Genomic DNA, 22,416 nt, shown 5'->3' with positions numbered 1-22,416 from the left:
GCGCGCAGGCGGCGTCAGTCCACGGCGATCAGGCCGGCGGCAATGCGTCGCGACTCCGCCAGCAGGATGTTGTAGGTGTGCGCCGCGTGCGCCGTCGCCATGGACTCGACCGCCATACCCAGCCCGCGCAACCGCGCATGCAGGGCCGCCGGCAGCGGTCTGAGGTTCGTGCCGCTGCCGAAGATGAACAGGTCGACCTCCCCGCTTTCGGCGAACAGCCTCTCCAGCGACGCCGCATCGACCGCGGCCGGCTCGCCGACCGGCCACGCCCACATGCCGCTCGGCAGGATCAGCAGCGAGCCGCGGTGCGACATGTCGCCGAAGCGGAACCCACCGGCGCCGAACGACTCGATCGCGTACCGGCCCGGCAGATGTGGTGTGCCGTCAAGCGTTGCCATCAGGCCTTGGCGGGCGCCGCCGTCTCGACCTTGTCCTTGTCCTTCCCCTGGCCCTGGGTCTTGACCCCCAGATAGATGAGGAAGGGCGCGGCGATGAAGGCCGAGGAATAGGTGCCGATCACCACGCCGAAGATCATCGCCGCGGTGAAGGAGCGGATCACCTCGCCGCCGAATGAATAGAGCGCAATCATCGCCAGCAGCGTGGTCGAGCCGGTGTAGACAGTGCGCGACAGGGTCGAGTTCATCGCGATGTCGAGCAGTTCTTCGGTCGAGATACGCTTGTATTTTCGGAGCATCTCGCGAATGCGGTCGTAGATGACCACCGTGTCGTTGACCGAATAGCCCATGATCGTGAGAATCGCCGCAATCGACGTCGAGTTGAACTCGATCTGCGTGATGGCGAAGAAGCCGATGGTCAGCACGATATCGTGCATCGTCGCCACCGTGGCGCCGATCGCGAACTGCCACTCGAAGCGGAACCACAGATAGAGAATGATGCCGAGGATGGCGACGATCGAGCCGATGGTGCCGCCCTGCACCAGCTCCTTCGACACCTGCGGCCCGACCACCTCGACGCGCCGGTACTCGACGTCGGCGCCGAGAACGCCCTTCACCTTGTCGACGACCGCCTGCTGGGCGGCATCGCCCCCCGGCTGGGTCTGGATGCGGATCAGCACGTCGGTCGGCGCACCGAACTGCTGGATCTGCACGTCGCCGAGGTCGAGCGATCCCAACTTGTTGCGCATCTCGCTGATGTTGGCGGGACCGCTCTTGGACTGCACCTCGATCATGGTGCCGCCCATGAAGTCGATGCCGAAATTCATCCCCACCGTGAGGAACAGCAGCAAGGAGAGGATCGACAGCACGGCCGACAGCGGAAAGCTGAGCCGCCGCCATGCCATGAAGGGCAGCTTGGTGTTGGCCGGGACGAGTCTCAGGAGGCGCATCGGGATCGGTTTCCGGATCAGATCGGCAGACGCGTCGGGCGCGCCCAGCGGACCCAGCTTGCGATGATCAGCCGTGTGAACACAAAGGCGGTGAACACGGTGGTGACGATGCCGAGCGACAGCGTCACCGCGAAGCCCTTCACCGACCCCGTGCCGATGAGGAATAGCACGAAGCCGGCGATCAGCGTGGTCATGTTGGCGTCGATGATCGTGGCGAGCGCCTCGCGGAAGCCGTGGTCCAGCGCGGTGATGGCGGACCGGCCGTTGCGCGCCTCCTCGCGGACGCGCTCATAGATGAGCACGTTGGAGTCGACGGCCATGCCGACGGTGAGCAGGATGCCGGCGATGCCGGGCAGCGTCAGCGTCGCCTCCAGCGCCGACAGAATGCCGATCAGCATCAGGATGTTGACGATCATGGCGAGGTTGGCGAACACGCCGAACAGACCGTAGATCAGCAGCATGAAGACGACGACGAAGATCGAGCCGATGATCGAGGCATAGCTGCCCGCGCGCACCGAATCCTGGCCGAGGCTCGGACCGATCGTGCGCTCTTCCACCACGGTCAGCGGCGCCGGCAGCGCGCCGGCCCGCAGCAGGATCGCCAGATCGTTGGCCTGCTGCACCGTGAAGCGGCCGGAGATCTGGCCGGAGCCGCCAAGAATCGGCTCGCGGATCACCGGCGCCGAGATCACCTGATTGTCGAGCACGATGGCAAACGGCCGGCCGACATTCTCCTGGGTGACCGCCGCGAACCGCCGGGCGCCATTGGTGTTGAAGCGGAAGTTCACCACCGGCTCGCGGGTGCGCGAATCGAAGCCGGGCTGGGCGTCGACCAGATCCTCGCCGGCCACCATGACGCGGCGCTCGACCAGAACCGGCCCCGCGCCCTTCTCGGCGCTTTGCAGCACCTCCGAATCGGGCGGCGCACGGCCGGATTCGGCAATCTCCGGGCTCATCGACATATCGACCAGCCGAAAGCTCAGCTTGGCCGTGGTGCCGATGAGCTGCTTGAGGCGGGTCGGATCCTGAAGGCCGGGTACCTGCACCAGGATACGGCTCGATCCCTGGCGCTGGATCGCCGGCTCGGTGGTGCCGAGTTGGTCGATGCGGCGCCGGACGATCTCGATCGACTGCTCGACCGCGTGCTTGACGCGCTCGTTCAGCCCGGCCTGGGTCATGACGAGCTGGATCAGCCCGTCCTCGCCCTCGCGCACGTCGAGGGTGCGCTGCGTGCTGCCGCCGAACATCCCGCCGATCGGCTCCGACAGTTCGCCGAGCTTGCGCACCGCCTCGGCGTAGTTCTCGCCTTCGCGGATGCGCACCTGGACGCTGTCGCCCTGGATGCCGAGCCCGGTGTAGCCGATGCGCCCCTCGCGCAGGACGCGGCGCACATCGTCGCGCAACGCCTCCAGCCGCTCCTTGCGCACCGCCGGGGTATCGACCTCAAGCAGGATGTAGGAGCCGCCCTGCAGATCGAGGCCCAGCACCATGGTGCGCTGGGCCCAGCTCGGCAGCGCGTTCAGCACCGACGCTGGCAGCACATTCGGCACCGCGAACAGGCAGCCGACCAGAGCGACCGCCAAGATCGCAAGCGCTTTCAGGCGTGTGAACACCAGCATCTAGAGCATTCTCCGCAAAAGTGGGACCCGGTTTTGCGAAAGAGAATGCGACAACTCAACAACTTAGAGCGGTCGCTTCGTTCAATGGGATCGTCGGACGCTCTGGACGTCCCCTCGACCGCGCGGCGGAACCCCGGCCGGCGGCTCAGCCGGCGGCGTCGTCCTTCACCGGCTCGCTCTTGGAGCGGACCTCGGTGATCATGCCGCGGATCTGGCGGACCTTGAGCCCCTCGCCGAGCTGCAGCTCGATCTCGTGGTCATCGATCACCTTGGAAATCTTGGCGATCATGCCGCCAGCGGTCACCACCATGTCGCCCCGGCGCAGATTCTTCACCATCTCCTCGTGCGCCTTCGCCCGCTTCTGCTGCGGCCGCAGGATGAGGAAGTACATGATGATGAAGATCAGCACGAACGGCATCAAGGACAGCAGCATGTCTGTGCCGCCACCGGCGCCGAGGGGCGCGCTTTGCGCGAACGCGGGCGAGATGAACATCGATGAACCTCGTGAAACGCTGATCGGACTGCGGCGGCTGTTCAGGCGATCCCGCGCCGCCACCTGCGGCGGCCCGGGAAGGCCTGCAAATCGGCTCGTTTCGACCGGCCCGGACCAGCCGGACTCGCGAACCGGCCCGTCCGGAGCTGCCCGAACGAAGCGGCGCGGACTATAGCCAGCCCCCCCTCGAATGCAATGGCGCGCCTTGCGGCGCGCCGGCCGCCCCATTAAGCACGCCCGGAATTCCGGAATCCACATGACCGACAACGCTTCATCCCCGGCCCCGCCCGCTCTGGCACCCCTCCTCGACCGCATCGCCGCGGCGCTCGAGCGGCTGAGCCCGCCCGCCCCGCCTGCGCCTGACTTCGCCGCGGCGGACGCCTTCGTCTGGCAGGCAGCCGGCCAGCGCCTGCAGCCGGTCGCCAAGGTCAACCGCGTGGCGATCGCGCTGCTCAAGGGCATCGACCGCGTCCGCGACATCCTGCTCGACAACACCGCCCGCTTCGCCGCCGGCCTGCCGGCCAACAACGCGCTCTTGTGGGGCGCGCGCGGCATGGGCAAGTCCTCCCTCGTCAAGGCCGTCCATGCCGAGGTGGTGGCCGCGCGCACCGGCGGCCAGCCGCTCAAGCTGATCGAGATCCACCGCGAGGATATCGAGACCCTGCCCGATCTGATGGCCCGGCTGCGCCCGGCGCCCTGCCGCTTCATCGTGTTCTGCGACGACCTGTCGTTCGATGGCGGCGACACCTCCTACAAATCGCTGAAGGCGGCGCTGGAGGGCGGCCTCGAAGGCCGTCCCGACAACGTGCTGTTCTATGCCACCTCCAACCGCCGCCACCTCATCCCGCGCGACATGGTCGACAACGAGCGCGCGACCGCCATCAATCCCGGCGAGGCGGTGGAGGAGAAGGTGTCGCTGTCGGACCGCTTCGGGCTGTGGCTCGGCTTCCACAATTGCAGCCAGGACGACTACCTCGGAATGGTCGCCGCCTACGCCGCCTATATCGGCCTGCCGGTTCCAGGCGAGGTTCTGACGCGCGAGGCGCTGGAATGGGCGGCGACTCGCGGCTCGCGCTCCGGCCGCGTCGCCTGGCAGTTCATCCAGGATGCCGCCGGCCGCGCCGGGGTGGCCATGCCGGGCTGACGCACAACCCGCGTTGCGTCAAGTCAAGGCAGCGCGTCCGGCAAACCTTACCGTTCCGCCGCTCACGCAGTTTCCGGTTGATCCCTTCGGGATACCGGAAACGGTCTCGCCGAAAACCCCAGGTCTTCAAGAGATTCTCGATAACGGGATTTTCGGCGATCGGAATACGGTTCACCGGCCTGATCGGCCGGAAACCGTATCAGGGGAGGACGGACGATGCTCTCGCTTCTTTCGCGCCGGCAGGCGCTGCTGCTTGCCGCTGCCGCTGTCGTGCCATCCGCAGGCCGGGCCGATCCGGCGGCGCCGGCCTCCCTCGACGGCACCTATGTCGGCAGCTTCGCCGGCGAGGCGACGGGCACGCTGACCTTCACGGTGGAGAACCGCCAGCTCAGCGGTTCCCTCAAGGGCGTTGTGAAGAACGACCCGATCGAAGCCACGTTCTCCGGGGCGATCGGCGAGGATGGTTCCGTCGCCATGCCGCTGGCCGGGACGGTCCGCGACACCAGCCGGTTCAACCTCGGCACCTTCCCGTTCAGCGGCGCCGTGAACGGGCGCATTGCCGGCGAGACCTGCTCCGGCGGCTGGACGGGCGCCAACCAGTTCGCCCGCCACGCCGGCACTTGGAGTGCCTCGCGGAAATAGGCGCCAGAACGAAGCGGCGCAAAGATGCCGGCCCCGGCCGACGCAGGCCGGCGCGTTGCGTCAGATCAAGGCAGAAATTCAGGCAAACCCTAGCGTTCCTCCGTCTTGAGGAGGACCGATGCCGATGCCTTCATGTCCGTCGCGCCGGCAGGCGCTGCTTCTTGCCGCCGCCCTCGCCGCCCTGCCGTCCGAGAGCCGGGCCGCGCAACAGGATTTCGTCGACTCCCTCATCCGACGCATTTCCGGCACCCTCGCCTCGTCCCGCGACAATCCCGACTGGCGCAAGAAGTACGACCTCGCGCTGCGCAACATCGAGGATCTGAAGAAGACCTTGCAATATGGCGGCCGCATCTCGTCCAACCCGGTCGCGCCGCTGCGCGCCGAGCTTGGCGAGCGCCTCAAGGAGCTGCGCGACGAATGGGAGGCCTACACCAAGGCCGAGCAGAAGATCGAAGCGCTGCGCAAGAAGGAGGCGCAGGGCACCATCGCCGACATCGGCGGCGAGATGATCTCCCGCATCGTGCCCAGGCCCGGCGTTCTGACGCCGCTGGCGCAGGCCAAGACCAAGAACGCCGAGATCATCCGCCAGGACTTCGCCCGCCTGAAGACCTTCGACGAGGCGCTGATCAAGATCCGCGAGTACAAGAAATACATGCTGCCGGCGATCCGCGATACCCGCGACCGCTATCATGGCCTGGTGCCGCTGATGGAGGCCTGGGCGGCGCTCACGCCGGTCTCGTTCGACGGCAGCTATTCCGGCAGCTTCCAGGGCACGGCGTCCGGCTCGCTCGCCTTCACCGTCTCGAACGGCCGCATCAGCGGCACGGTTCAGGGCCGCGCGGGTGGCGACCCCGTGCAGGGCAAGTTCTCAGGCTCGGTCACCGAGGATGGCACCATCTCCACCAGCCTGTCGGGCACGCTGCGCGATTCCAGCAAGTACAATCTCGGCACCTTCACGTTCAGCGGCAATCTGAACGGGCGGATCAACAGCGCCATCGCCTCCGGCAATTGGGCCGGCGCCAACAAGCACGGCAGCCAGAGCGGCAGCTGGAGCGCCTCGCGGCGGTGATCCGCCGCCGCGCTCAGCCGCCGCTGAGCAGCGGCACCGGATCGACCGGGTTGGAGCCGCGGCGCACCTCGAAGTGAAGCTGCGGCGAGGTCACCGAACCGCTCTGGCCGGCGCGCGCGATGGACTGGCCGCGCTTCACGCTGTCGCCGCGCTTCACCATCACCTCGCTGTTGTGGGCGTAGGCGGTCACCCAGCCGTCGCTGTGACGGATCAGCACGAGGTTGCCGTAGCCCTTGAGCTCGGAACCGGCATAGGCGACCACGCCGTCCTCGGCTGCCTTGATCGTGGCGCCCTCGGGCACGGCAATATTGATGCCGTCATTCTTCTCGCCGCCCGGCTTGGTACCGTAATTGGCGATCACCCGGCCGCGCACCGGCCAGCGGAAGGCCACGCCCTTGCGCGCGGGCTCCGCCTTGGTCTCCTCGGGCGTCTCGGTCGGCTGGACCATCGCCGCCGTCTCGACCGGCTGCTGGGACTTGTGGGACGGCTCGAGCTTCTGCGCGGGCGCGGCGCTCGCCGTGCGTTCGAACCGGCCGGGCGTCGGGGCCATGGCCTCGGCCCGCAACGGCGAGGCGGAGGCCGGCGGCTGGGCAGCCATCTGGCGCGCGGGCGCCGTGGCGGCGACCTGCTGGGCCGGCGCGGCGCGTCCCGGAATGGTGAGGCGCTGGCCGATGCTGAGGTGCGACTCGGCGCTCAGGCCGTTCGCCGACGCCAGCGCCGTGCGGTTGACCTTGTAGCGGCGGGCGATGGCGTTCAGCGTATCGCCCGAATTGACGATGTGGGTGCCGGCGGCGGCCACGGCCGGCGGCACGCTGGCGGTGGCGAATCGCTCGGCCGGCGGCTGCACCGCCGGTGCGGGCTGGTAGCCGGACCCCGGGATCACCAGCCGCTGGCCGGCGCGCACCAGCCGCGCATCGGCGATGTTGTTGGCGCTCATGATGGCCTTGGACGACACGCCGTAGCGGCGGGCCAGCGAGGCGATCGTCTCGCCCGACTTCACGACCACCGTGGTACCGCCAGCGGCGGGCGCGCCGGCCGGCGGCAGCGATCCGGTGACGTCGGCGCGCGGCGGCGTGACGCTGGACATCGGCCGGTAGGCCGGACCGGGCGAAGCGGACGCCATCACCGGTCCGTTGGAATAGGTGGCCGGCGGCGGCGCGGCACTCGCCTGCCCCCAGCGATTGGCCGGCGGCGGCGGCAGCGCGCCCTGCTGGCCGTAATAGGGCCCTGGCGCCTGCTGCGGCGGCACCGAGGCTGGCGGATACGACGCCGCCGGATACGCCGCCGGATAGGAGGGCGGCGGCAGCGGCTGGTTGGAAACCTGGGTGGTCGGCGCCGCCATCACCGGTGCCGGCGGGGCATTCGAGGCCGACGACGCGCCGGCCTCCCCGGGCCGCGGACCGAACGGCGAATGCAGAGGGTCGGACCCAAAACGAGTATCGGCGCAGCCGCTCACGGCCGCGGCCACCAACCCGGCCACGGCAAACCGCGCGACAATTCGCGACCGAACGACATCGGTAGGGTTACGCATTCCAGCAACTCACTCGCACGCGACCACAATGCGGCGAGTAGAGACCATCGGGGTAAACGGTCGCTTAAGCTTGCCGGAAGATGAACGTTCCGGCGTCGATTTCTGGGGAAGCCGCCATCCGCCACCCGGACCGGGGCCGGAGCGCCGCACGCTAAACACCGGAAAAGTCTTTTCAAGCAAGGGCTTTTGCGGAAATGCTGCTGCGATCCCGAAGCGGGCGCCGGCCGGCGGCCTACAGGGATTTGGCGACGCCGCCGAGCATCGGCACGAAACGCACCGGTAGCAACAGCTTCTTCTCGCAACCCGATTCGGTGCGCCGGATCTGCAGCAGATCCTGGATGCCGCCCTCCGGCCCGATCGGCCCGACCAGCACCCCGCCGACCGCGAGCTGGTCGAGCACCGCGGGCGGAATCTCGGGCGCCGCCGCCGTCATCATGATGCGGTCATAGGGCGCGGCCTCCGGCCAGCCCAGCGTGCCGTCGGCGAGGCGAACCTCGACATTGCCGAGGCCGAGCCGGCGCAGCCGCGCCTCGGCGAGGTCGGCCAGCGTGCGGTAGCGCTCCAGCGTCACCACCCGCTTGGCGAGCTTGCCGAGAATCGCCGCCTGATAGCCCGAGCCGGTGCCGATCTCGAGCACGGTATGATCGGGCCGGACATCGAGCGCCTCGGTCATCGCCGCAACCAGGCTGGGCTGGCTGATGGTCTGGCCGCAGGCGATCGGCAGCGCCCGGTCCTCCCAGGCGACGTCGCGGTCGGCCGGATCGACGAACAACTCGCGCGGCACCGTCTCCATCGCCCGCAGCACGTTCGTGTCGCGGATGCCGCGCTGGCGCAGGCCGAGCAGGAACTGCATGCGGCCGACGCCATCCTCGGGCTTGGGATTGAAGGCGCCCATCTCAACTCCGCACACGACAGCCTCCCCGCGGATGGCCCAGCCGGACCGCAGGGAAGTGTGGGAAATTTACAACAGGCGCGACGAAAGCGCAGCCCTCCGCGTCAGTAGCAGAAAAAGAGCGGGGACCAGCCGAAGACTCGGGACCAGCCAAAACCCCGGAATCAGCCAAAGACTGGGAATCAGCCAAAGACTTGCGCCAGCCGGGTCATGAACGGCTCGTCGGTCATGTCGAGGCGCAGCGGCGTCACCGCCACCTTGCGGGCGTGCACCGCCCACAGATCGGTGCCGTCGGCGCGCTCGGGCTCCTGCCGGTTGAAGGCGATCCAATAGTAAGGCAGCCCCCGCCCGTCGTGGCGGGCGTCGATGCGCAGCAGATCCTGGGCGCGGAAGCCCTGGGTCGCCACCGCGATGCCGGTCACCTCGTCGGGCAGGCAGTCGGGGAAATTGACATTGACCAGCACGCCCTTGGGCAGCCCCTGCCCCAGCACGCGGCGGATCACCTCGGGCGCGAACCGCTCGGCGGTGGCCCAATGCGGGTTCTGGCGGGTCTCGTAGCCATAGAGCTGCGACAGCGCGAACGACGGCACGCCGAGAATCGTGCCCTCGATGGCGCCGGCCACCGTGCCGGAATAGGTGACGTCCTCGGCGATATTGCCGCCTCGATTGACCCCGGACAGCACGAGATCGGGCGGCGTGCCGTTCATCAGGTTGCGCAGGCCCATGATCACGCAGTCGGTCGGCGTGCCCTTCACCGCATAGTGGCGCGGGCCGATCTCGCGCAGCCGCAAGGGATCGTTCAGCGACAGCGAATGCGCCACGCCCGACTGGTCGGTCTCCGGCGCGATCACCCACACGTCGTCGGAGAGCGTGCGGGCGATGCGCTCGCACACCTCCAGGCCGGGGGCGTAGATGCCGTCGTCATTGGTGACCAGGATGCGCATCACGCCGCCCGCTCGATCTTGGCGAGCCCGCCCATATAGGGTTTCAGCACCTCGGGGATGGTGATCGAGCCGTCCTCGTTCTGGTAGTTCTCCAGCACCGCCACCAGCGCGCGGCCGACCGCGACGCCCGAGCCGTTCAGCGTATGGACCGGGCGGATCTTGCCGTCCTTGTTTCGCACCCGCGCCTGCATGCGCCGGGCCTGGAACTCGCCGCAATTGGAGCAGGACGAAATCTCGCGGAACATCCCCTGCCCCGGCAGCCACACCTCGATGTCGTAGGTCTTCTGCGAGGCGAAGCCCATGTCGCCGGTGCACAGCGTCACCACGCGGTAGTGCAGGCCGAGCCGGCGCAGCACCTCCTCGGCGCAAGACAACATGCGCTCGTGCTCGGCGGCGCTCTCCTCGGGCGTGGTGATCGACACCAGCTCGACCTTGTAGAACTGGTGCTGGCGGATCATGCCGCGGGTGTCGCGCCCGGCAGCGCCGGCCTCGGCCCGGAAGCAATAGGTGCCGGCGGTGAAGCGCCTGGGCAGCTCGGCCTCGTCGAGGATGGATTCGCGGACGAGATTGGTCAGCGGAACCTCGGCGGTGGGGATGAGCCAGAAGGCATCCCGATTCTCAAGCTGAGCCCTCATCTCGTCGAGTGCCCGCCCAATGCCAGCTAAGCCCTCTTCTTCAGTAACTTTTTTTACACCTAGGTGCCAAATCTCCGGATCGATAATTCTAGATGCTTGAAACTGATCATCCCGGAACTTCGGCAGTTGCGCGGTGCCGAACATCGCGTGGTCGCGCACCAACAGCGGCGGCGCGACTTCGGTATAGCCATGCTCGTCGGTGTGGGTATTCAGGAAGAACTGGGCAATGGCGCGCTCAAGCCGCGCCAATTGGCCCTTCAGCACCACGAAGCGCGCGCCGGACAGTTTCGCGGCGGCGTCAAAATCCATCAGCTTGAGGTTCTCGCCCAGCTCGAAATGCTGCCTGGGCCGGAACGCCAGCACCGGCGGCGCGCCGAAGCGGTGGCGCTCGACATTGGCGCTCTCGTCCGGGCCGTCGGGCACATCATCTGCCGGAAGATTCGGAATCGCGGCGAGCGCGGCATCCAGCGCCTCGGAGGCCGCCTTCTCGGCCTCGACGAGCCTGGGCAGGTCGTCCTTGAGCTTGGCCACCTCGGCCATCAGCTCGGCGGCCTTCTCCTCGTCCTTCTTGGCCTTGGCCTGGCCGATCTCCTTGGAGGCGGCGTTGCGGCGTGCCTGCGCCGCCTCGACCGCGACGATGGCGGTGCGCCGCACCTCATCCAGCGCGATCAGCCTCGCCGCCTGCGCCTCCAGCCCCCGGCGCCCAAGGCCGGCGTCGAAGGCGTCGGGATTGTCGCGGATCCATTTGATGTCGTGCATGAAACTGGGCCTGGAAGAATTTGATATATTTACGCGATCGATCGCCGACGATTGGTCTTGACGATGGGCCGCCCCGTCCCTCTCCCCTTGCGGGAGAGGGTGGCGAGGATGAGCGAAGCGAACTCCGAGCCGGGTGAGGGGTATTCGGCGTCGTGACCCCTCGCCCGCCTTGCGATCTTATCGAACGCTCGGCACCCATTCCCACAAGGGAGAGGGAAGAGTCGCAGCGTCATAGCGCCGACCGGCGTCGACCGCCAGCCTTTGCGCGTCATACGGTTTCCGGTTGATCCCTTCGGGATACCGGAAACGATCTCGCCGAAAAATCCTTGATCCGGAAGGGATTTTTCGGCGAACAGTATACGGTTCTCCGGCTTGATCAGCCGGAAACCGTATCAAAGGTTTGGCTGCTCGCTCACACCGTGCCCGCGGTGTTGCGCATCTCCCGCGCCCGGCGGATCTCGATCATCCGCACCGCCCAGATCGCCCCCTCGTAGAGCAGCAGCAGCGGCACGGCCAGCGACAACTGGCTGATCACGTCCGGCGGCGTCAGCACAGCGGCGATGACGAAGGCGCCGACGATGAAGTAACGCCGCTTCGCCTTCAGCATCACCGAATCGACGATGCCGATCTGGCCGAGCAGCGTCAGGATGACCGGAAGCTGAAACGCCACGCCAAACGCCAGGATCAGCGTGGTGATCAGCGACAGATACTCGCCGACCTTGGGCAGCAGCGCGATCTCCGCCTGTCCATCGCCGCCCGTCTGCTGCATGCCGAGCGAGAACATCGTCAGCATCGGGATGACGATGAAATAGACCAGCAGTGCCCCGAGCAGGAAGAATACCGGCGTGGCAACGAGATAGGGCCGGAAGGCATTGCGCTCGTGCGCATAGAGGCCGGGCGCCACGAACGCATAGATCTGGATGGCGATGACCGGAAACGACAGGAACAGCGCGCCGAACGCGGCGATCTTCAACTGCGTGAAGAAATATTCCAGCAGCGCCGTATAGATGAACTTGGTGTTACCCGCCCCGGCCACCCAGGTGAACGGCAGCACCAGCACGTTGTAGATCTGCTTCGCGAAGAAGAAGCACAGGATGAACAGCACGAAGAAGGCGATCAGCGACTTGATCAGCCGGGCGCGCAGCTCGACCAGATGATCGAGCAGCGGCGCCTTTGTGGAATCGATGTCTTCCTGCGTCATGCCGACTTGCTCTCGGCCTTGGGCGCGCCCTCGGACCCGGGCACCGTCTCAGACGCAGGCGTGGCCTCAGCCCTCGGTGCATCCCCAGCGCTCGGTGCATCCTCAGTCTTGGGCGCGGCCGTCTCCGCCGCGCCGGCCGCCAACGGGGCGGGCGCCGGTTCGGCCGCCACCTCTGCCAGATCGAGCGGCGCCGCGGGGGCCACTTCCGGCGCCGCGGGGGCCGCTTCCGGCGCCGTTCCGGGCTGCTGCGGCGCCGTTCGGGAACTCTCCGGCGCCGTTACGGCGTTCTCGATCGTCTGCCGCACCTCGTCCTTGAGGGTCTGCAGCGGATTGGCGATCGAGCGGATGTCGTCGACGCTCTTCTTGAGGTCGGTCAGCTCGGCCTCGCGCAGCGCCTCGTTGAACTGGCCCTGGAACTCGGCCGCCATGCCGCGCAGCTTGGCCACCGTGCGGCCGACGCCGCGGATCACGTCCGGCAGCTCCTTGGGGCCGATGACCACGAGGGCCACCACCGCGATCACCAGGAGCTCGCTCCAGCCGATGTCGAACATGCTGTCACTCGGGCTGTCACTCGGGCGCCGGGCCACAAGCCCTCACCCCCACCCCCGCCGCCGCGCGCCGGGTCGCGGCGCTCAGGTCAGCCGGCCTTGCCGGGCTCGACCGGCTGCGACGCGGAGCCCGCGGGCTTCGCCGGCTCGTGGTCGATGATCTTGGCATCGACGATCTTGGCATCAATGGGCTTCGGCTCGACCGGCTTCACCGGCTCGGCCGACGCCGCAGGCTTGTTGAGGTCCGGTTTGGCGTCGTCGTCCTCCGCCATGCCTTTCTTGAACGACTTGATGCCCTTGGCAACGTCGCCCATCAGTTCGGACAGCTTTCCCCGGCCGAACAGCAGCAAGATGACCAGCACAACGACGACCCAGTGCCACAGGCTCATCGAACCCATCAAACATCCTCCCCGCGTGGGCTGCGTGCACCCGCCCGATACGGCTTCCGGCCCAAAGGGCCGGGGAACCGTCGTCCGATCGCCGAAACCCCGTTATCGAACAAGGGTTTTCGGCGAGACCGCTTCCGGCATCCCGAAGGGATCAGCCGGAAACCGCCCGGTACGGCGGATTGCGAGACCTTCGGCCTCTTCGGAAACCCAGCCGCGCCCGAAACCCCATTCGTTTGAAACCTAGGTCGCCGGGCCAGCGAACACAAGCGCCTCTACACCCGCCGGGGCGCGCACCGCACATGGTGGACGCGGCGGCCGGGTTCAACCCGGCCGGCGCTGCCCTACAGCCTGGCGAGCCGCGCCAGCTCCGCCTGCACCGAGTCGCACAGCGCCTGGATGTCGAGGTCGGCGCTGGTGCCGGACGCGCTCTCGTTGACGGCGTGGCCGGTGGAGAACGAGCGCACGAAGGACGAGCGGTTGCCGATCGGCGGGCCGACGCTCTCGCCGAGCATCGCCAGCTCCTCGGCCACCTGCCGGCCTTCGAGGGTGCGCGGATCGACCCGGTTGGGCACGATGATGACCCCGAGCGGCGTCTCCCGCCGCCGGCGCACCTCGTCGATCAGACCGAGGGTGCGGCGCGTGGCCTCGATGTCGAGCCCGGAGGGCGTGCACGGCACCACCACCAGATTGGCCAGCGCGATCGCCGCCCCCAGCGCCCGGTCGTTGGGCGCGGTGTCGATCACCACGATCTCCGCCGTCACCCGCCGCACCCAGTCGGCCCACTGGAGAACCGAGACGTCGCCGAGCCCGATCTCCCACACGGGATATTGCAGGTTTCCCAGTTCCGCCCACTGGCAGGCCGAGCGCTGCGGATCGGCGTCGATCAGGCTGACGTCGGCGCCGCGCTCGCGCAGCTCGGCCGCGACCGAGACCGCAAGCGTGGTCTTGCCGACGCCGCCCTTGCACTGCGCGAATGCGATCACCTGCGTCATCGGCTCATTGAGTCATCGGCTCATTGCGTCATCGAATCGTCCGGGCGGCGCCCGCGACATCCTCCCTGTCCGGCAACCAGACCGGTACGCCGGTTGCGCCAAGGCTTCAAGCGGCCGTCGGGACCTCTGCCGTTCCCGGCCGATCAGCGCGGCTTCTTTCTTCCCTCTCCCCTTGCGGGAGAGGGTGCCGAGCGATCGAAAGATCGCGAGGCGGGTGAGGGGTGAATCTTCCCGCACATGCCGCATGTACCCCTCACCCGGCTCGACCTCGCTTCGCTCGGTCTCGCCACCCTCTCCCGCAAGGGGAGAGGGAAGAACACACCTCCCGGCCGGCGACCATTCCGAGCCGACCAAGCGAAAATCGCAAAATTCGGATTCCGGTCGATCCCTTCGGGATACCGGAAACCGTGCTACGGCCGCGGCGCGCGCGCGGCTGCGGCGGGCAGGCGCCCCTCCCCGGCCGCGCGCGCGCCGCGCGGCATGAAGACGCGCGGCCCGGCACCGGCCGCGCCGGCCAGCGGGATTTCGAGCAGGCGCATCATTTCGGGCAGGCAGCGGCGTTCGAGGTCGAACCGCTCGACAGCCGTCTCGCGCGCCCGCCGGCGCAGGCCCGCAAGCTGCGCGCGGTTGGCCAGCGCCTCGATCACCCGCTCGGCGAGCTGCGCCGTGTCGAAGAACGGCACGAGCATGCCGTTGCTGCCGTCGATCACCTCGCGCACCGGCGCGGTGTCGGAGCCGATGACCAGGCAGCCGGCGCTCATCGCCTCGATCAGCGACCAGGAGAGCACGAAGGGATAGGTGAGATAGACGTGCGCCGACGACACCTGGAGCGCCGCCAGATAGTGCTCGTATGGCAGGGGGCCGGTGAAATGGACGCGGCGCATGTCGAGCCGGCCTGAGACCTCGGCCAGGAACCGCTCGCGCCACGTCGTGCCGGCCGGCGGCGATGCGCCGTACGAGGTGCCGTCGCCGCCGATGATCAGCACCTGCGCATTGGGCCGCGCCGCCAAAATGCGCGGCAAGGCGCGCATGAACACGTGGTAGCCGCGCAGCGGCTCCAGGTTCCGCGCCACGAAGGTCACCACCTCGTCGGCGCGGGTGAGCCGCCGGCCATTGCGCAGCGGAAACGCGGCATCGGGCCTGGGCTTCACCGCGTCGACGTCCACCCCCTCATGGACGACGTCGATCCGCTCCTGGAACGTCTCCGGATAGGTCGATTTCTGCCACAGCGTCGGCGAGATCCCGCGCTCGCAATCGGCGAGCGCCAACAGCGTGGTGGCGTTCTTGAGGTGCAGGCCGACATGGCCGTCGACCCCGGTCGTCGGGAATTCCGCATCGAAGCCGACGTCGCGGCCTTCGACGCCGTAATAGAACTCGCAATAGACGAACAGCTTGGCCTTGGGGAAGATCGTGCGCACCGGCAGGCACTCGCCCCAGCCGGGGTGGCCCATGATCACGTCGGGCACGAAGCCGCCGGCATTGAGCGAGGACAGCGCATAGAGCACCTGCTCGGCCCGCCGGCATTCGAGATCGAAGCGGCGCGCGAACGGATGCGTCAGCGACACGTCGCCGTCGAAGCCGGGATAGCGGACGAGCCTCACCCCCTCGACCGGCCGCGCCGTCACCGAGCCGATGGCCGCCATCTCGACGCCCGGCTCGCGCGCCAGCCGGTTGGCGAGGTGGCGGTACTGCGCAGGAAAGTTCGTATGAACAAACAGAATCTTCATGGCGTGCGATGTCGCTGCCGGGGCACCGCCCGCGGCGGGCCGCAATGTTCCTGCTGCCTTGGCGCAGCTCGTCTTGGCACCAGTTCGCATCTCGCGGCGCGGCCCGACCGGATCGGATCGGGAGACGAGCCGGACCTGCCCTTGGGACAAGGTCTTATACCAACTGCCGTCGAGTATGACCCCGCCGTCGTCATGGCCGGGCTTGTCCCGGCCATCCACGTCTTTGTTTCCAAAGACATTTTAAGTCGTGGATGCCCGCAACAAGTGCGGGCATGACGAGTCATAGTCTGCGGCAGTTGGTCTTAACGCCGAATCGAGCCTCCGATAACTATATGAATCCAGACTGAACGGCCATTGCAGCCGGCTCTCTTGACCCCTCAACACGGCGATCGTTAGGCTGGCCCGACCTGGGGGTTGGCATGAGCAGACCGAAGATTTCCGGACCGCAGAAGACTGTCGACGTCCCGCGGGGCCTATTCGTTCTCCGGTACGACCGCGCCGATGTCGAACGCTTGCAGCCCACCGTGCGCGTCTCGACCAAGGACGCGACGACCGAGATCATCTTCCACCCCGACGTGACCGACGCGACGCTGCACGCACCGGGCGCGGCGGCGGTCATCCATGCCAGCGCGCCGACCACGCTGATCATCGAGGTGGTGCCGGCCGTCGAGAACGGCTCGGAGGCGGCGTCGCTGAAGCTCGACCCGCTCTCCATCGGGCGGGAGGCGCAAGGGCAGCCCGCCGCGCCCCGCGCCGCCGGCAAGACCGCGCGCCGCAGCACGCCTGCGCCCGCGGCGGCCGAGCCCGTCGCGCAGGAGTCCGTGGCCTCTCCGCCCGGCACGGGCGCGCTGAAAATTCTCGGCCACGTCGCCGGCATCGGCGATGTCGTGGTCGAGGCCGACCGCTGGGTCGCCGGTCCGGCGGCGCCCTCGCGCATCGAGGGCATCAAGATCGACTGGCCCGACCGGCCGGCGGACGTCACCTGCCGCTACGCGGTCAAGTTCGCCAAGCCGCGCGGCGCGACCAGCGCCATGACCGACGCCGGCGAATACGCCGGCAGCCGCAAGCGGGCGCTGGCGCTGGTCGGCGTGGTTCTGGAGCTGTCCGGCCCCGGCGCCGCCCGCTACAAGTTCCAGACGGAGGCGCTGTTTCTCGGCTCGCCGGTGATGAAGGCGTCCGGCCAGCGGGTGGTGCTGGGCGGCCCAACCGGCGGCGAGCCGCTGGTGGGCCTGCGCCTCGCCATCCAGCCGGCCAAGGCCGGCGCAGCGGCGGGTGCGGCCAAGGCGGCGCCGGAGAGCCCGCGTTCCCCGGCCTCCGCCAAAGTCGCGCCCACGCCCGCCCCCGGCCCCGCCGAGGCGGCTCCTGCGGCTGCCCGCCCGTCCGGCCGCGTCCGCGTGTTCCGCAGCCGGCCCAAGCCCGAGACGGCGCCCTGACCGCGCAGGGAGCATTTTCAGCAAAAAATGCGACAACTCAAATACCCGGAGCATTTTCAGCAAAAGTGGAAACCGGTTTTGCGAACGAAAATGCGACAACTCAAATATCCAGAGTGTCAGACCGGATGATGCTCCTGGCGTAATCAGCCCGAATTCTGCCCGCCCGAATCGTCTCCGCCGATGTCCCGCGCGCCCATCCATGTCGAACTCGAACGGGGGGCGGTCGCGGCCCTGTCGGCGGGCGACCACCGGCGGGCGTTCCAGCTTGCCGACCGCCGCTGCCGCACCCGGCCGGCCGCCTCGGCGCAGTGCTTCGTGCTGCGTGCCGAGGCGCTCAAGGGCCTGGGCCATCACGCCGACGCGCTGGCCGACCTCGCGCGGGCGCTGGACGTCGATCCCACCGACGTGTCCGCCAACCGGCGGCTCGTGAGCTGGGGCAGCGGGCCGGCGCGGCTGGAGGCCGCCGCGGCGCTGGTCGCCTGCGACCGCGACCTTGAAAGCCTGCGCCGCTGCCTGGAGGTGCTGCGCGAGGCCGGCCGCGTCAATGTGGCGTCCGTCACCGTGCTCGACGGGCGGATTGCCGGCTGGGCGGCGTGGGCCGGCGACGCGCCGATCGAGGTGGTGATCGCCGCCAATGGCGACGCGCAGCGCACCCGCGTTCCTGCCGATCCGTTCCACCCGCTGGCGGGCCCCGGCATGGCGGCGGCGAGCTTCGAGATCGTCCGGCCGCGCTCGCCCACGCCCCAGCGCATCGAGATCCTGCTGGCCGGCGAGCTGCTGCGCGCCGAGACCGCCGCGCCCAACGCCGCGCGTCCCCCGGCCCGCCGCGCCGTGCCGCCCCAGGACACGCTGATCGAGGAGGCACCGAGCGGCGCCGCCACCGTCATCGTGCCGGTCTATGCCGACCCCGAGGCGACCGGCGCCTGCCTCGACAGCCTGTATTCGCAACTGCCGTCAGCCGCCATCGACCGCGTCATCCTGGTCGATGACGCCGCCCCCGACCCACGCATCAAGGCGCTGCTGAAGACGGCGGCCCGCCACCCCTCGGTGCTGGTGATCGAGAACGCCAAGAATCTCGGCTTCGTCGGCTCGGTCAACCGCGCCCTGGCGCTGACCACGACGACCGACGTCATCCTGCTCAATGCCGACACCGTGGTGCCGCCGGGCTTCGCCCAGCGCCTCGCTTCGGCCGCCCACAGCGCGCCCGACATCGGCACGGTGACGCCGCTGTCGAACAATGGCGAATATACCAGCTTCCCGGTGTTCTACCGCTCGGCGCCGCTGCCGGACGCAAGCCTCCTGCAGCGCCTCGACGAGGCCGCCGCCACCGCCAATCGCGGCGTCGTCATCGACATGCCCAACGGCATCGGCTTCTGCCTCTATATCCGGCGCGACTGCCTCGACGCCGTGGGGCCGCTCGCCGAGGTCTACCACCGCGGCTATTTCGAGGACGTCGACATCTGCCTGCTGGCGCGCGAGCGCGGCTACCGCAATGTCTGCGCCGCCTCGGTGTTCGTCGGCCACGCCGGCTCGCGCTCGTTCGGCCTCGACAAGCGGGCGCTGGTGCTGCGCAACCGCAAGGTTCTCGACCAGCGCTTCCCGGAGCACGAGCGCGAGGTGACCGCCTTCCAGGCCGCCGACCCGCTGCGGCGGGCGCGCGCGGCGATCGAGCGGATGGTGCCGCCGGCCGCCCGCCACGCCCGCCTGATCGTCACCGATGCCGGCCCCGGCGAGGCGGTGGCGCGCGAGCGCGCGACCACGCTCGCCACTGCTGGCGAAGCCGTGCTGATCGCCCGCATCGAGCGCGCCGCCCTGGGCTGCGACCTCGCCATCTGCGGCACCGGCGAGGACATGCCGCAGTCGCTGCGCTTCGCGCTGGCTGATGCGTCCGAGCGCCGGGCGCTCAAAGCCTGGCTCGACCTGGCGGCGCCGGCGCGGATCGAATGGGCGGCGCCGGCCGCGGTCGACCCGGCCTTGGTCGACCTGCTCGCCGCGGATGGCCGCCCGTACGACATCCTGATTGCCGATGCCGGCCTCGTCGCGCCGCGCGGCATGCGCTATTCGCCGGCCATGCTGGCCAAACACCCTGCGCACGAATCTCCGGACGCCGCCGCCCATCGCGCGCGGTGGCAGCGCATCGCCGCCGGCGCCGACGCGATCCTGCTGCCCTCGGCGGCAGCCGAGGCGTTCGCCGCCCGCGCCCTGCCGAAGAGCATCCAGGCCAAGCGCGTGCGCCTCGACGCCGCCGACAAGCCGCAACCCGCGCCGAACCGCAATGATGGTGCGCGCCTTGGCCTGCTGGCGCTCGGCGCCACGCTTGCCGACCGGGCGCGGCTGCGCGGCCTCGCGGCCCATCTTGCCGCCGGCACGCCCGGCGTCGTCGTGGTCGGCGACGTGCTGGAGGCGGAGAGCGCCGCATGGCCGCCGGACGTCGCGATGACCGGACGCATCGCGGCCGCGCAGGTGCCGACCTTGATCGAGCGCTACGATATCGGCGCCGTGGCCGCGGTGTCGGCGGCGCCGCTGTTCGGCCATCCGCTGGAAGCCGCAGCGCTCGCCGCCGGTTGCCGGCACGCCGCCTTCGACTGGTCGGGCGCGGCCGCGAAAAACCGCAAGGCGCGGAACCACCTCGCCCTCGATCCGGACGCCGACCTTTCGGCAACCGCAACCCGCCTGAAGCACTGGTGGCTGTCATGACCGCGCGGCGACGCCGCCCCCCGACCGAACAACCGGCCGGCTTCGACACCGCCTTCGTCCGCGACGGCGCGGCGACGTTTGCCGGCCACGCCTTCGACCCCGCCGATCCGGCGCGCCGGCTGGTGCTCGACATCCTCGTCGACGGCGTGGGCTTTGCGACGCTGCGCGCCGACCGGTTCGTGCCGCACCTCGCGGCGCGCGGCCTCGGCGACGGCTGCTGCGGCTTCGCCCTCGACCTCGACCGCGAGGTGCTGGCCACCGCCGGAATGGTCGAGGCGCGCATCGCCAACACCGGCGCGCCGGTCGGCGCACCGATCGCGCTCGACGCCGCACCCGCCGCCAACGACAGCGCGCCGCGCGGCGCCGGCCAGATCCGCTGGGCCGGCGGCCTGCGTTTCCAGGGCTGGGTGGCCGGCGAGGCCGATGGCGTGTGCGTCGACATCCTCGTCAATGGCGAGCGCATCGACCGCGTGGCGGCCACCGGCTGGGGCGAGTCCGGCGCCGATCCGGACGACGCCCGCCTCACCCGCACATTCGACGTGCACCTGCCGGCGCGCTTCGCCGATGGCCGGGTTCGCCGCGTCACGGCCGTCCACGAGAACGGCACGACGCTGGAGGGCAGCCCGGCCGCCTTCGTCGCCTTCGCCGACGGTCTGGCGCGCACGCTTGAAGCGCTCGGCGATCTCGACTCCGAACGTCTGCGCGGCGAGATGTTCGACCGGCTGATGCCCGCCTCCTGGCCGATGGCCGGCCTTGCCGACTGGCGCACGCGCTTTTCGCCGCCGGAGCCCTGCGCCATCGATGTCGAGATCGCGGTGGTGATGGTCGGCCCCGGCGATGCCGAGAAGACGCAGGCGAGCCTGGAGCGCCAGCGCCATGCCGCCTGGGTCGCCGCCGCCATGCCGGCGGCCGAGGCGCAGGCGCAGTTCGACCCGGCGCTGGTGCACGATCTCCTCGCCGACGATGCCGCCGACAGCGAGCTGGTGCTGTTCTGCCTCGCCGGCACCCGGCTCGACGATTTCGCATTGGCGCGCATCGCCGACGCCTTCGCCGCCTTTCCCGATGCCGACGCCGCCTATGGCGATTTCGACCTCGCCGATGACGACGGCCGGCCGTGGCCGGTCGTGCTGCCGGCGTTCGACAATGAGCGCCTGCTCGAACAAGGCTATGGCGCGCATCTCTTCGCGCTGCATCGCGACGTCGCGCTCGATGCGCTGGAGGCCGGCGCTGCGAACCTCTACGCGCTGGCGCTGTTCGCCGCCGGTCAGAACGGCGACAGCGCGAAGACCGTCCACATCCCCGGCAGCCTCGGCGAAGTGCCGCAGATCGCGCGGCACACCGCCGAGCCGCTGCTGGCGGCGGCAACGAAGGCGCACCTGGAGGCGCAGGGCATCGATGCCCAGGTGCAGCGCGCCCATGGCGTGCTGCTGCCGGCGGTGGCCGTGCGGCGCGCCCGCCCCGAGGGCCGCGTCACGCTGGCGGTGCCGTCCCGCAACCGCGGCCGGATGCTGCGCCGCGCAGCCTTGAGCCTGCGTGCCGGGCTCGACGCGGTGGGCGGCGATCTCATCATCGTCGACAACGACTCGACCGATACCGAAACCCTGTCGCTGCTGGCGGAGCTTGAGGGCGAAGGCGCGCATGTGCTGCGCGTGCCCGGCCCGTTCGGTTGGGCGCACCTCGTCAACCGCGCCGCAGCCACGACCAAGACCGAGTTCCTGTGCGTCGCCGATGATGCCGTCGAGGCCGCCGACGACCGCTGGCTCGACGAGATGCTGCGCCGCATGGCCGACCCCGGCATCGCCGCGGTGGGGCCGCTGCTGCTCAGCCCCGGCGGCCTCGTGCGGCATGCCGGCTGCGTGCTCGGCCCCGGCTTCGATGTCGCCGATGCCTTCCGCGGCCAGCTCGGCACCGATGCCGGCTATGGCGATCTGCTGAAGGTGGCGCACGAGGTGAGCGCCCTCTCCGCATCCTGCCTCCTCACCCGGCGCGCCGCGTTCGAGGCGGTGGGCGGCATGGACGAGAGCCGCTTTCCCCGCGTCTACCCCACGGTCGACTATTGCCTGAAGCTGCGCGCCCAAGGCGGCCGTATCGTGCTGACGCCGCGGGCGCGGCTGATCGATCACCGGACGGAAGGACGCGACACCACGCCGGGATCCGTGCTCGCGCCGCAGCACGCGCGCGAGCAGCGCGCCTTGCGGGCCCGCTGGGGCGAGGCGCTTGTCGCCGATCCCTGCTACAGCCCGCTGCTCGGGCTCGACGGAACGCCGTTCTCGGCGCTGGCGTGGCCGCCGCGCAGCTTCGCCCCACGCCTCAATTTTTCGCCGCCACCGGTCGCCGTCCCGCCGGGATGGTGACG

19 protein-coding genes are annotated in these 22,416 nt (G+C 69.4%); 6 read left to right on the top strand and 13 right to left on the bottom strand.

Going from position 1 to position 22,416, the window contains the following annotated elements; all coding sequences use genetic code 11:
• Positions 1 to 14: 14 nt before the first annotated feature.
• From F1193_RS06920 to yajC, 4 genes are all read right to left on the bottom strand, one after another.
• Positions 15 to 398 carry an Mth938-like domain-containing protein gene (locus tag F1193_RS06920; RefSeq protein ID WP_150096952.1) on the bottom strand — a complete coding sequence of 128 codons (384 nt, stop codon included), beginning with the start codon at positions 396 to 398 and terminating at the stop codon, positions 15 to 17.
• Positions 398 to 1,345, bottom strand: a complete 948-nt coding sequence (secF, locus tag F1193_RS06915) for a protein translocase subunit SecF (RefSeq protein ID WP_150096951.1) — start codon at positions 1,343 to 1,345, stop codon at positions 398 to 400. Before secF ends, F1193_RS06920 begins: the two co-directional genes overlap by 1 nt.
• A gap of 17 nt (positions 1,346 to 1,362) precedes the next feature.
• The gene (gene secD, locus F1193_RS06910) at positions 1,363 to 2,964 is read right to left on the bottom strand and encodes a protein translocase subunit SecD (RefSeq protein ID WP_150096950.1); all 1,602 of its coding nucleotides are present in this window, start codon (positions 2,962 to 2,964) and stop codon (positions 1,363 to 1,365) included.
• Between the two features lie 145 nt (positions 2,965 to 3,109).
• Positions 3,110 to 3,457 carry a preprotein translocase subunit YajC gene (gene yajC, locus F1193_RS06905; RefSeq protein WP_150096949.1) on the bottom strand — a complete coding sequence of 116 codons (348 nt, stop codon included), beginning with the start codon at positions 3,455 to 3,457 and terminating at the stop codon, positions 3,110 to 3,112.
• Between the two features lie 256 nt (positions 3,458 to 3,713).
• Here yajC and F1193_RS06900 point away from each other — a divergent pair, with 256 nt between their 5' ends.
• The 3 genes from F1193_RS06900 (at position 3,714) to F1193_RS06890 (ending at position 6,312) form a co-directional block, all read left to right on the top strand.
• The gene (locus F1193_RS06900) at positions 3,714 to 4,601 is read left to right on the top strand and encodes an ATP-binding protein (protein WP_150096948.1); all 888 of its coding nucleotides are present in this window, start codon (positions 3,714 to 3,716) and stop codon (positions 4,599 to 4,601) included.
• 216 nt (positions 4,602 to 4,817) lie between these two features.
• Complete coding sequence (locus F1193_RS06895) at positions 4,818 to 5,243, top strand: hypothetical protein (protein WP_150096947.1); 426 nt, start codon at positions 4,818 to 4,820, stop codon at positions 5,241 to 5,243.
• Between the two features lie 118 nt (positions 5,244 to 5,361).
• A complete protein-coding gene (locus tag F1193_RS06890; protein WP_150096946.1) occupies positions 5,362 to 6,312 on the top strand; it encodes a hypothetical protein in 951 nt (316 codons plus the stop codon).
• A gap of 13 nt (positions 6,313 to 6,325) precedes the next feature.
• On the opposite strand, the gene F1193_RS06885 is transcribed toward F1193_RS06890, so the two are convergent.
• The 9 genes from F1193_RS06885 to F1193_RS06845 form a co-directional block, all read right to left on the bottom strand.
• Complete coding sequence (locus F1193_RS06885; protein WP_246164177.1) at positions 6,326 to 7,654, bottom strand: LysM peptidoglycan-binding domain-containing M23 family metallopeptidase; 1,329 nt, start codon at positions 7,652 to 7,654, stop codon at positions 6,326 to 6,328.
• Positions 7,655 to 8,075: 421 nt separating this feature from the next.
• Positions 8,076 to 8,738 (bottom strand): protein-L-isoaspartate(D-aspartate) O-methyltransferase, encoded by a 663-nt coding sequence (locus F1193_RS06880; RefSeq protein ID WP_246164187.1) that lies wholly within the window; start codon positions 8,736 to 8,738, stop codon positions 8,076 to 8,078.
• A 179-nt stretch (positions 8,739 to 8,917) separates the two neighbouring features.
• Complete coding sequence (gene surE, locus F1193_RS06875; protein WP_150096944.1) at positions 8,918 to 9,679, bottom strand: 5'/3'-nucleotidase SurE; 762 nt, start codon at positions 9,677 to 9,679, stop codon at positions 8,918 to 8,920.
• A complete protein-coding gene (gene serS / locus F1193_RS06870; protein ID WP_150096943.1) occupies positions 9,679 to 11,073 on the bottom strand; it encodes a serine--tRNA ligase in 1,395 nt (464 codons plus the stop codon). The genes surE and serS overlap by 1 nt, the downstream gene beginning before the upstream one ends.
• Positions 11,074 to 11,485: 412 nt before the next feature.
• Positions 11,486 to 12,274: a twin-arginine translocase subunit TatC gene (gene tatC, locus F1193_RS06865; RefSeq protein WP_150096942.1), complete on the bottom strand. Its 789-nt coding sequence runs from the start codon at positions 12,272 to 12,274 to the stop codon at positions 11,486 to 11,488.
• Positions 12,271 to 12,825, bottom strand: a complete 555-nt coding sequence (gene tatB / locus F1193_RS06860) for a Sec-independent protein translocase protein TatB (protein WP_150096941.1) — start codon at positions 12,823 to 12,825, stop codon at positions 12,271 to 12,273. The genes tatC and tatB overlap by 4 nt, the downstream gene beginning before the upstream one ends.
• 86 nt (positions 12,826 to 12,911) lie before the next feature.
• The gene (locus F1193_RS06855; protein ID WP_150096940.1) at positions 12,912 to 13,220 is read right to left on the bottom strand and encodes a twin-arginine translocase TatA/TatE family subunit; all 309 of its coding nucleotides are present in this window, start codon (positions 13,218 to 13,220) and stop codon (positions 12,912 to 12,914) included.
• 332 nt (positions 13,221 to 13,552) lie between these two features.
• A complete protein-coding gene (locus tag F1193_RS06850) occupies positions 13,553 to 14,203 on the bottom strand; it encodes a ParA family protein (RefSeq protein WP_150096939.1) in 651 nt (216 codons plus the stop codon).
• A gap of 410 nt (positions 14,204 to 14,613) precedes the next feature.
• Positions 14,614 to 15,930, bottom strand: coding sequence for a glycosyltransferase (locus tag F1193_RS06845; protein WP_150096938.1), 1,317 nt, complete (start codon positions 15,928 to 15,930; stop codon positions 14,614 to 14,616).
• A 512-nt stretch (positions 15,931 to 16,442) separates the two neighbouring features.
• Here F1193_RS06845 and F1193_RS06840 point away from each other — a divergent pair.
• The 3 genes from F1193_RS06840 (at position 16,443) to F1193_RS06830 (ending at position 22,414) form a co-directional block, all read left to right on the top strand.
• On the top strand, positions 16,443 to 17,363 hold the full coding sequence (locus F1193_RS06840; RefSeq protein ID WP_150096937.1) for a hypothetical protein: 921 nt from the start codon (positions 16,443 to 16,445) through the stop codon (positions 17,361 to 17,363).
• Between the two features lie 180 nt (positions 17,364 to 17,543).
• A complete protein-coding gene (locus tag F1193_RS06835; protein ID WP_150096936.1) occupies positions 17,544 to 20,060 on the top strand; it encodes a glycosyltransferase in 2,517 nt (838 codons plus the stop codon).
• Positions 20,057 to 22,414 carry a glycosyltransferase family 2 protein gene (locus F1193_RS06830; protein ID WP_170263429.1) on the top strand — a complete coding sequence of 786 codons (2,358 nt, stop codon included), beginning with the start codon at positions 20,057 to 20,059 and terminating at the stop codon, positions 22,412 to 22,414. The genes F1193_RS06835 and F1193_RS06830 overlap by 4 nt, the downstream gene beginning before the upstream one ends.
• Positions 22,415 to 22,416: the final 2 nt, after the last annotated feature.

Origin of the sequence: Blastochloris sulfoviridis (assembly GCF_008630065.1) — a bacterium.
Classification (GTDB): domain Bacteria; phylum Pseudomonadota; class Alphaproteobacteria; order Rhizobiales; family Xanthobacteraceae; genus Blastochloris; species Blastochloris sulfoviridis.
This window is presented reverse-complemented; position numbering and strand designations above follow the sequence as displayed.

Excerpts from the sequence above, each read along its gene's own strand:
- F1193_RS06830 (WP_170263429.1), top strand. The coding sequence starts at position 20,057 with ATGACCGCGCGGCGACGCCGCCCCCCGACCGAACAACCGGCCGGCTTC.
- secD (WP_150096950.1), bottom strand. The coding sequence starts at position 2,964 with ATGCTGGTGTTCACACGCCTGAAAGCGCTTGCGATCTTGGCGGTCGCT.
- tatB (WP_150096941.1), bottom strand. The coding sequence starts at position 12,825 with ATGTTCGACATCGGCTGGAGCGAGCTCCTGGTGATCGCGGTGGTGGCC.
- F1193_RS06850 (WP_150096939.1), bottom strand. The coding sequence starts at position 14,203 with ATGACGCAGGTGATCGCATTCGCGCAGTGCAAGGGCGGCGTCGGCAAG.
- F1193_RS06835 (WP_150096936.1), top strand. The coding sequence starts at position 17,544 with ATGTCCCGCGCGCCCATCCATGTCGAACTCGAACGGGGGGCGGTCGCG.
- F1193_RS06920 (WP_150096952.1), bottom strand. The coding sequence starts at position 398 with ATGGCAACGCTTGACGGCACACCACATCTGCCGGGCCGGTACGCGATC.
- secF (WP_150096951.1), bottom strand. The coding sequence starts at position 1,345 with ATGCGCCTCCTGAGACTCGTCCCGGCCAACACCAAGCTGCCCTTCATG.
- tatC (WP_150096942.1), bottom strand. The coding sequence starts at position 12,274 with ATGACGCAGGAAGACATCGATTCCACAAAGGCGCCGCTGCTCGATCAT.
- F1193_RS06880 (WP_246164187.1), bottom strand. The coding sequence starts at position 8,738 with ATGGGCGCCTTCAATCCCAAGCCCGAGGATGGCGTCGGCCGCATGCAG.
- F1193_RS06855 (WP_150096940.1), bottom strand. The coding sequence starts at position 13,220 with ATGGGTTCGATGAGCCTGTGGCACTGGGTCGTCGTTGTGCTGGTCATC.
- F1193_RS06900 (WP_150096948.1), top strand. The coding sequence starts at position 3,714 with ATGACCGACAACGCTTCATCCCCGGCCCCGCCCGCTCTGGCACCCCTC.
- F1193_RS06845 (WP_150096938.1), bottom strand. The coding sequence starts at position 15,930 with ATGAAGATTCTGTTTGTTCATACGAACTTTCCTGCGCAGTACCGCCAC.
- yajC (WP_150096949.1), bottom strand. The coding sequence starts at position 3,457 with ATGTTCATCTCGCCCGCGTTCGCGCAAAGCGCGCCCCTCGGCGCCGGT.
- F1193_RS06895 (WP_150096947.1), top strand. The coding sequence starts at position 4,818 with ATGCTCTCGCTTCTTTCGCGCCGGCAGGCGCTGCTGCTTGCCGCTGCC.
- F1193_RS06890 (WP_150096946.1), top strand. The coding sequence starts at position 5,362 with ATGCCGATGCCTTCATGTCCGTCGCGCCGGCAGGCGCTGCTTCTTGCC.
- F1193_RS06885 (WP_246164177.1), bottom strand. The coding sequence starts at position 7,654 with ATGGCGGCGCCGACCACCCAGGTTTCCAACCAGCCGCTGCCGCCGCCC.
- serS (WP_150096943.1), bottom strand. The coding sequence starts at position 11,073 with ATGCACGACATCAAATGGATCCGCGACAATCCCGACGCCTTCGACGCC.
- surE (WP_150096944.1), bottom strand. The coding sequence starts at position 9,679 with ATGCGCATCCTGGTCACCAATGACGACGGCATCTACGCCCCCGGCCTG.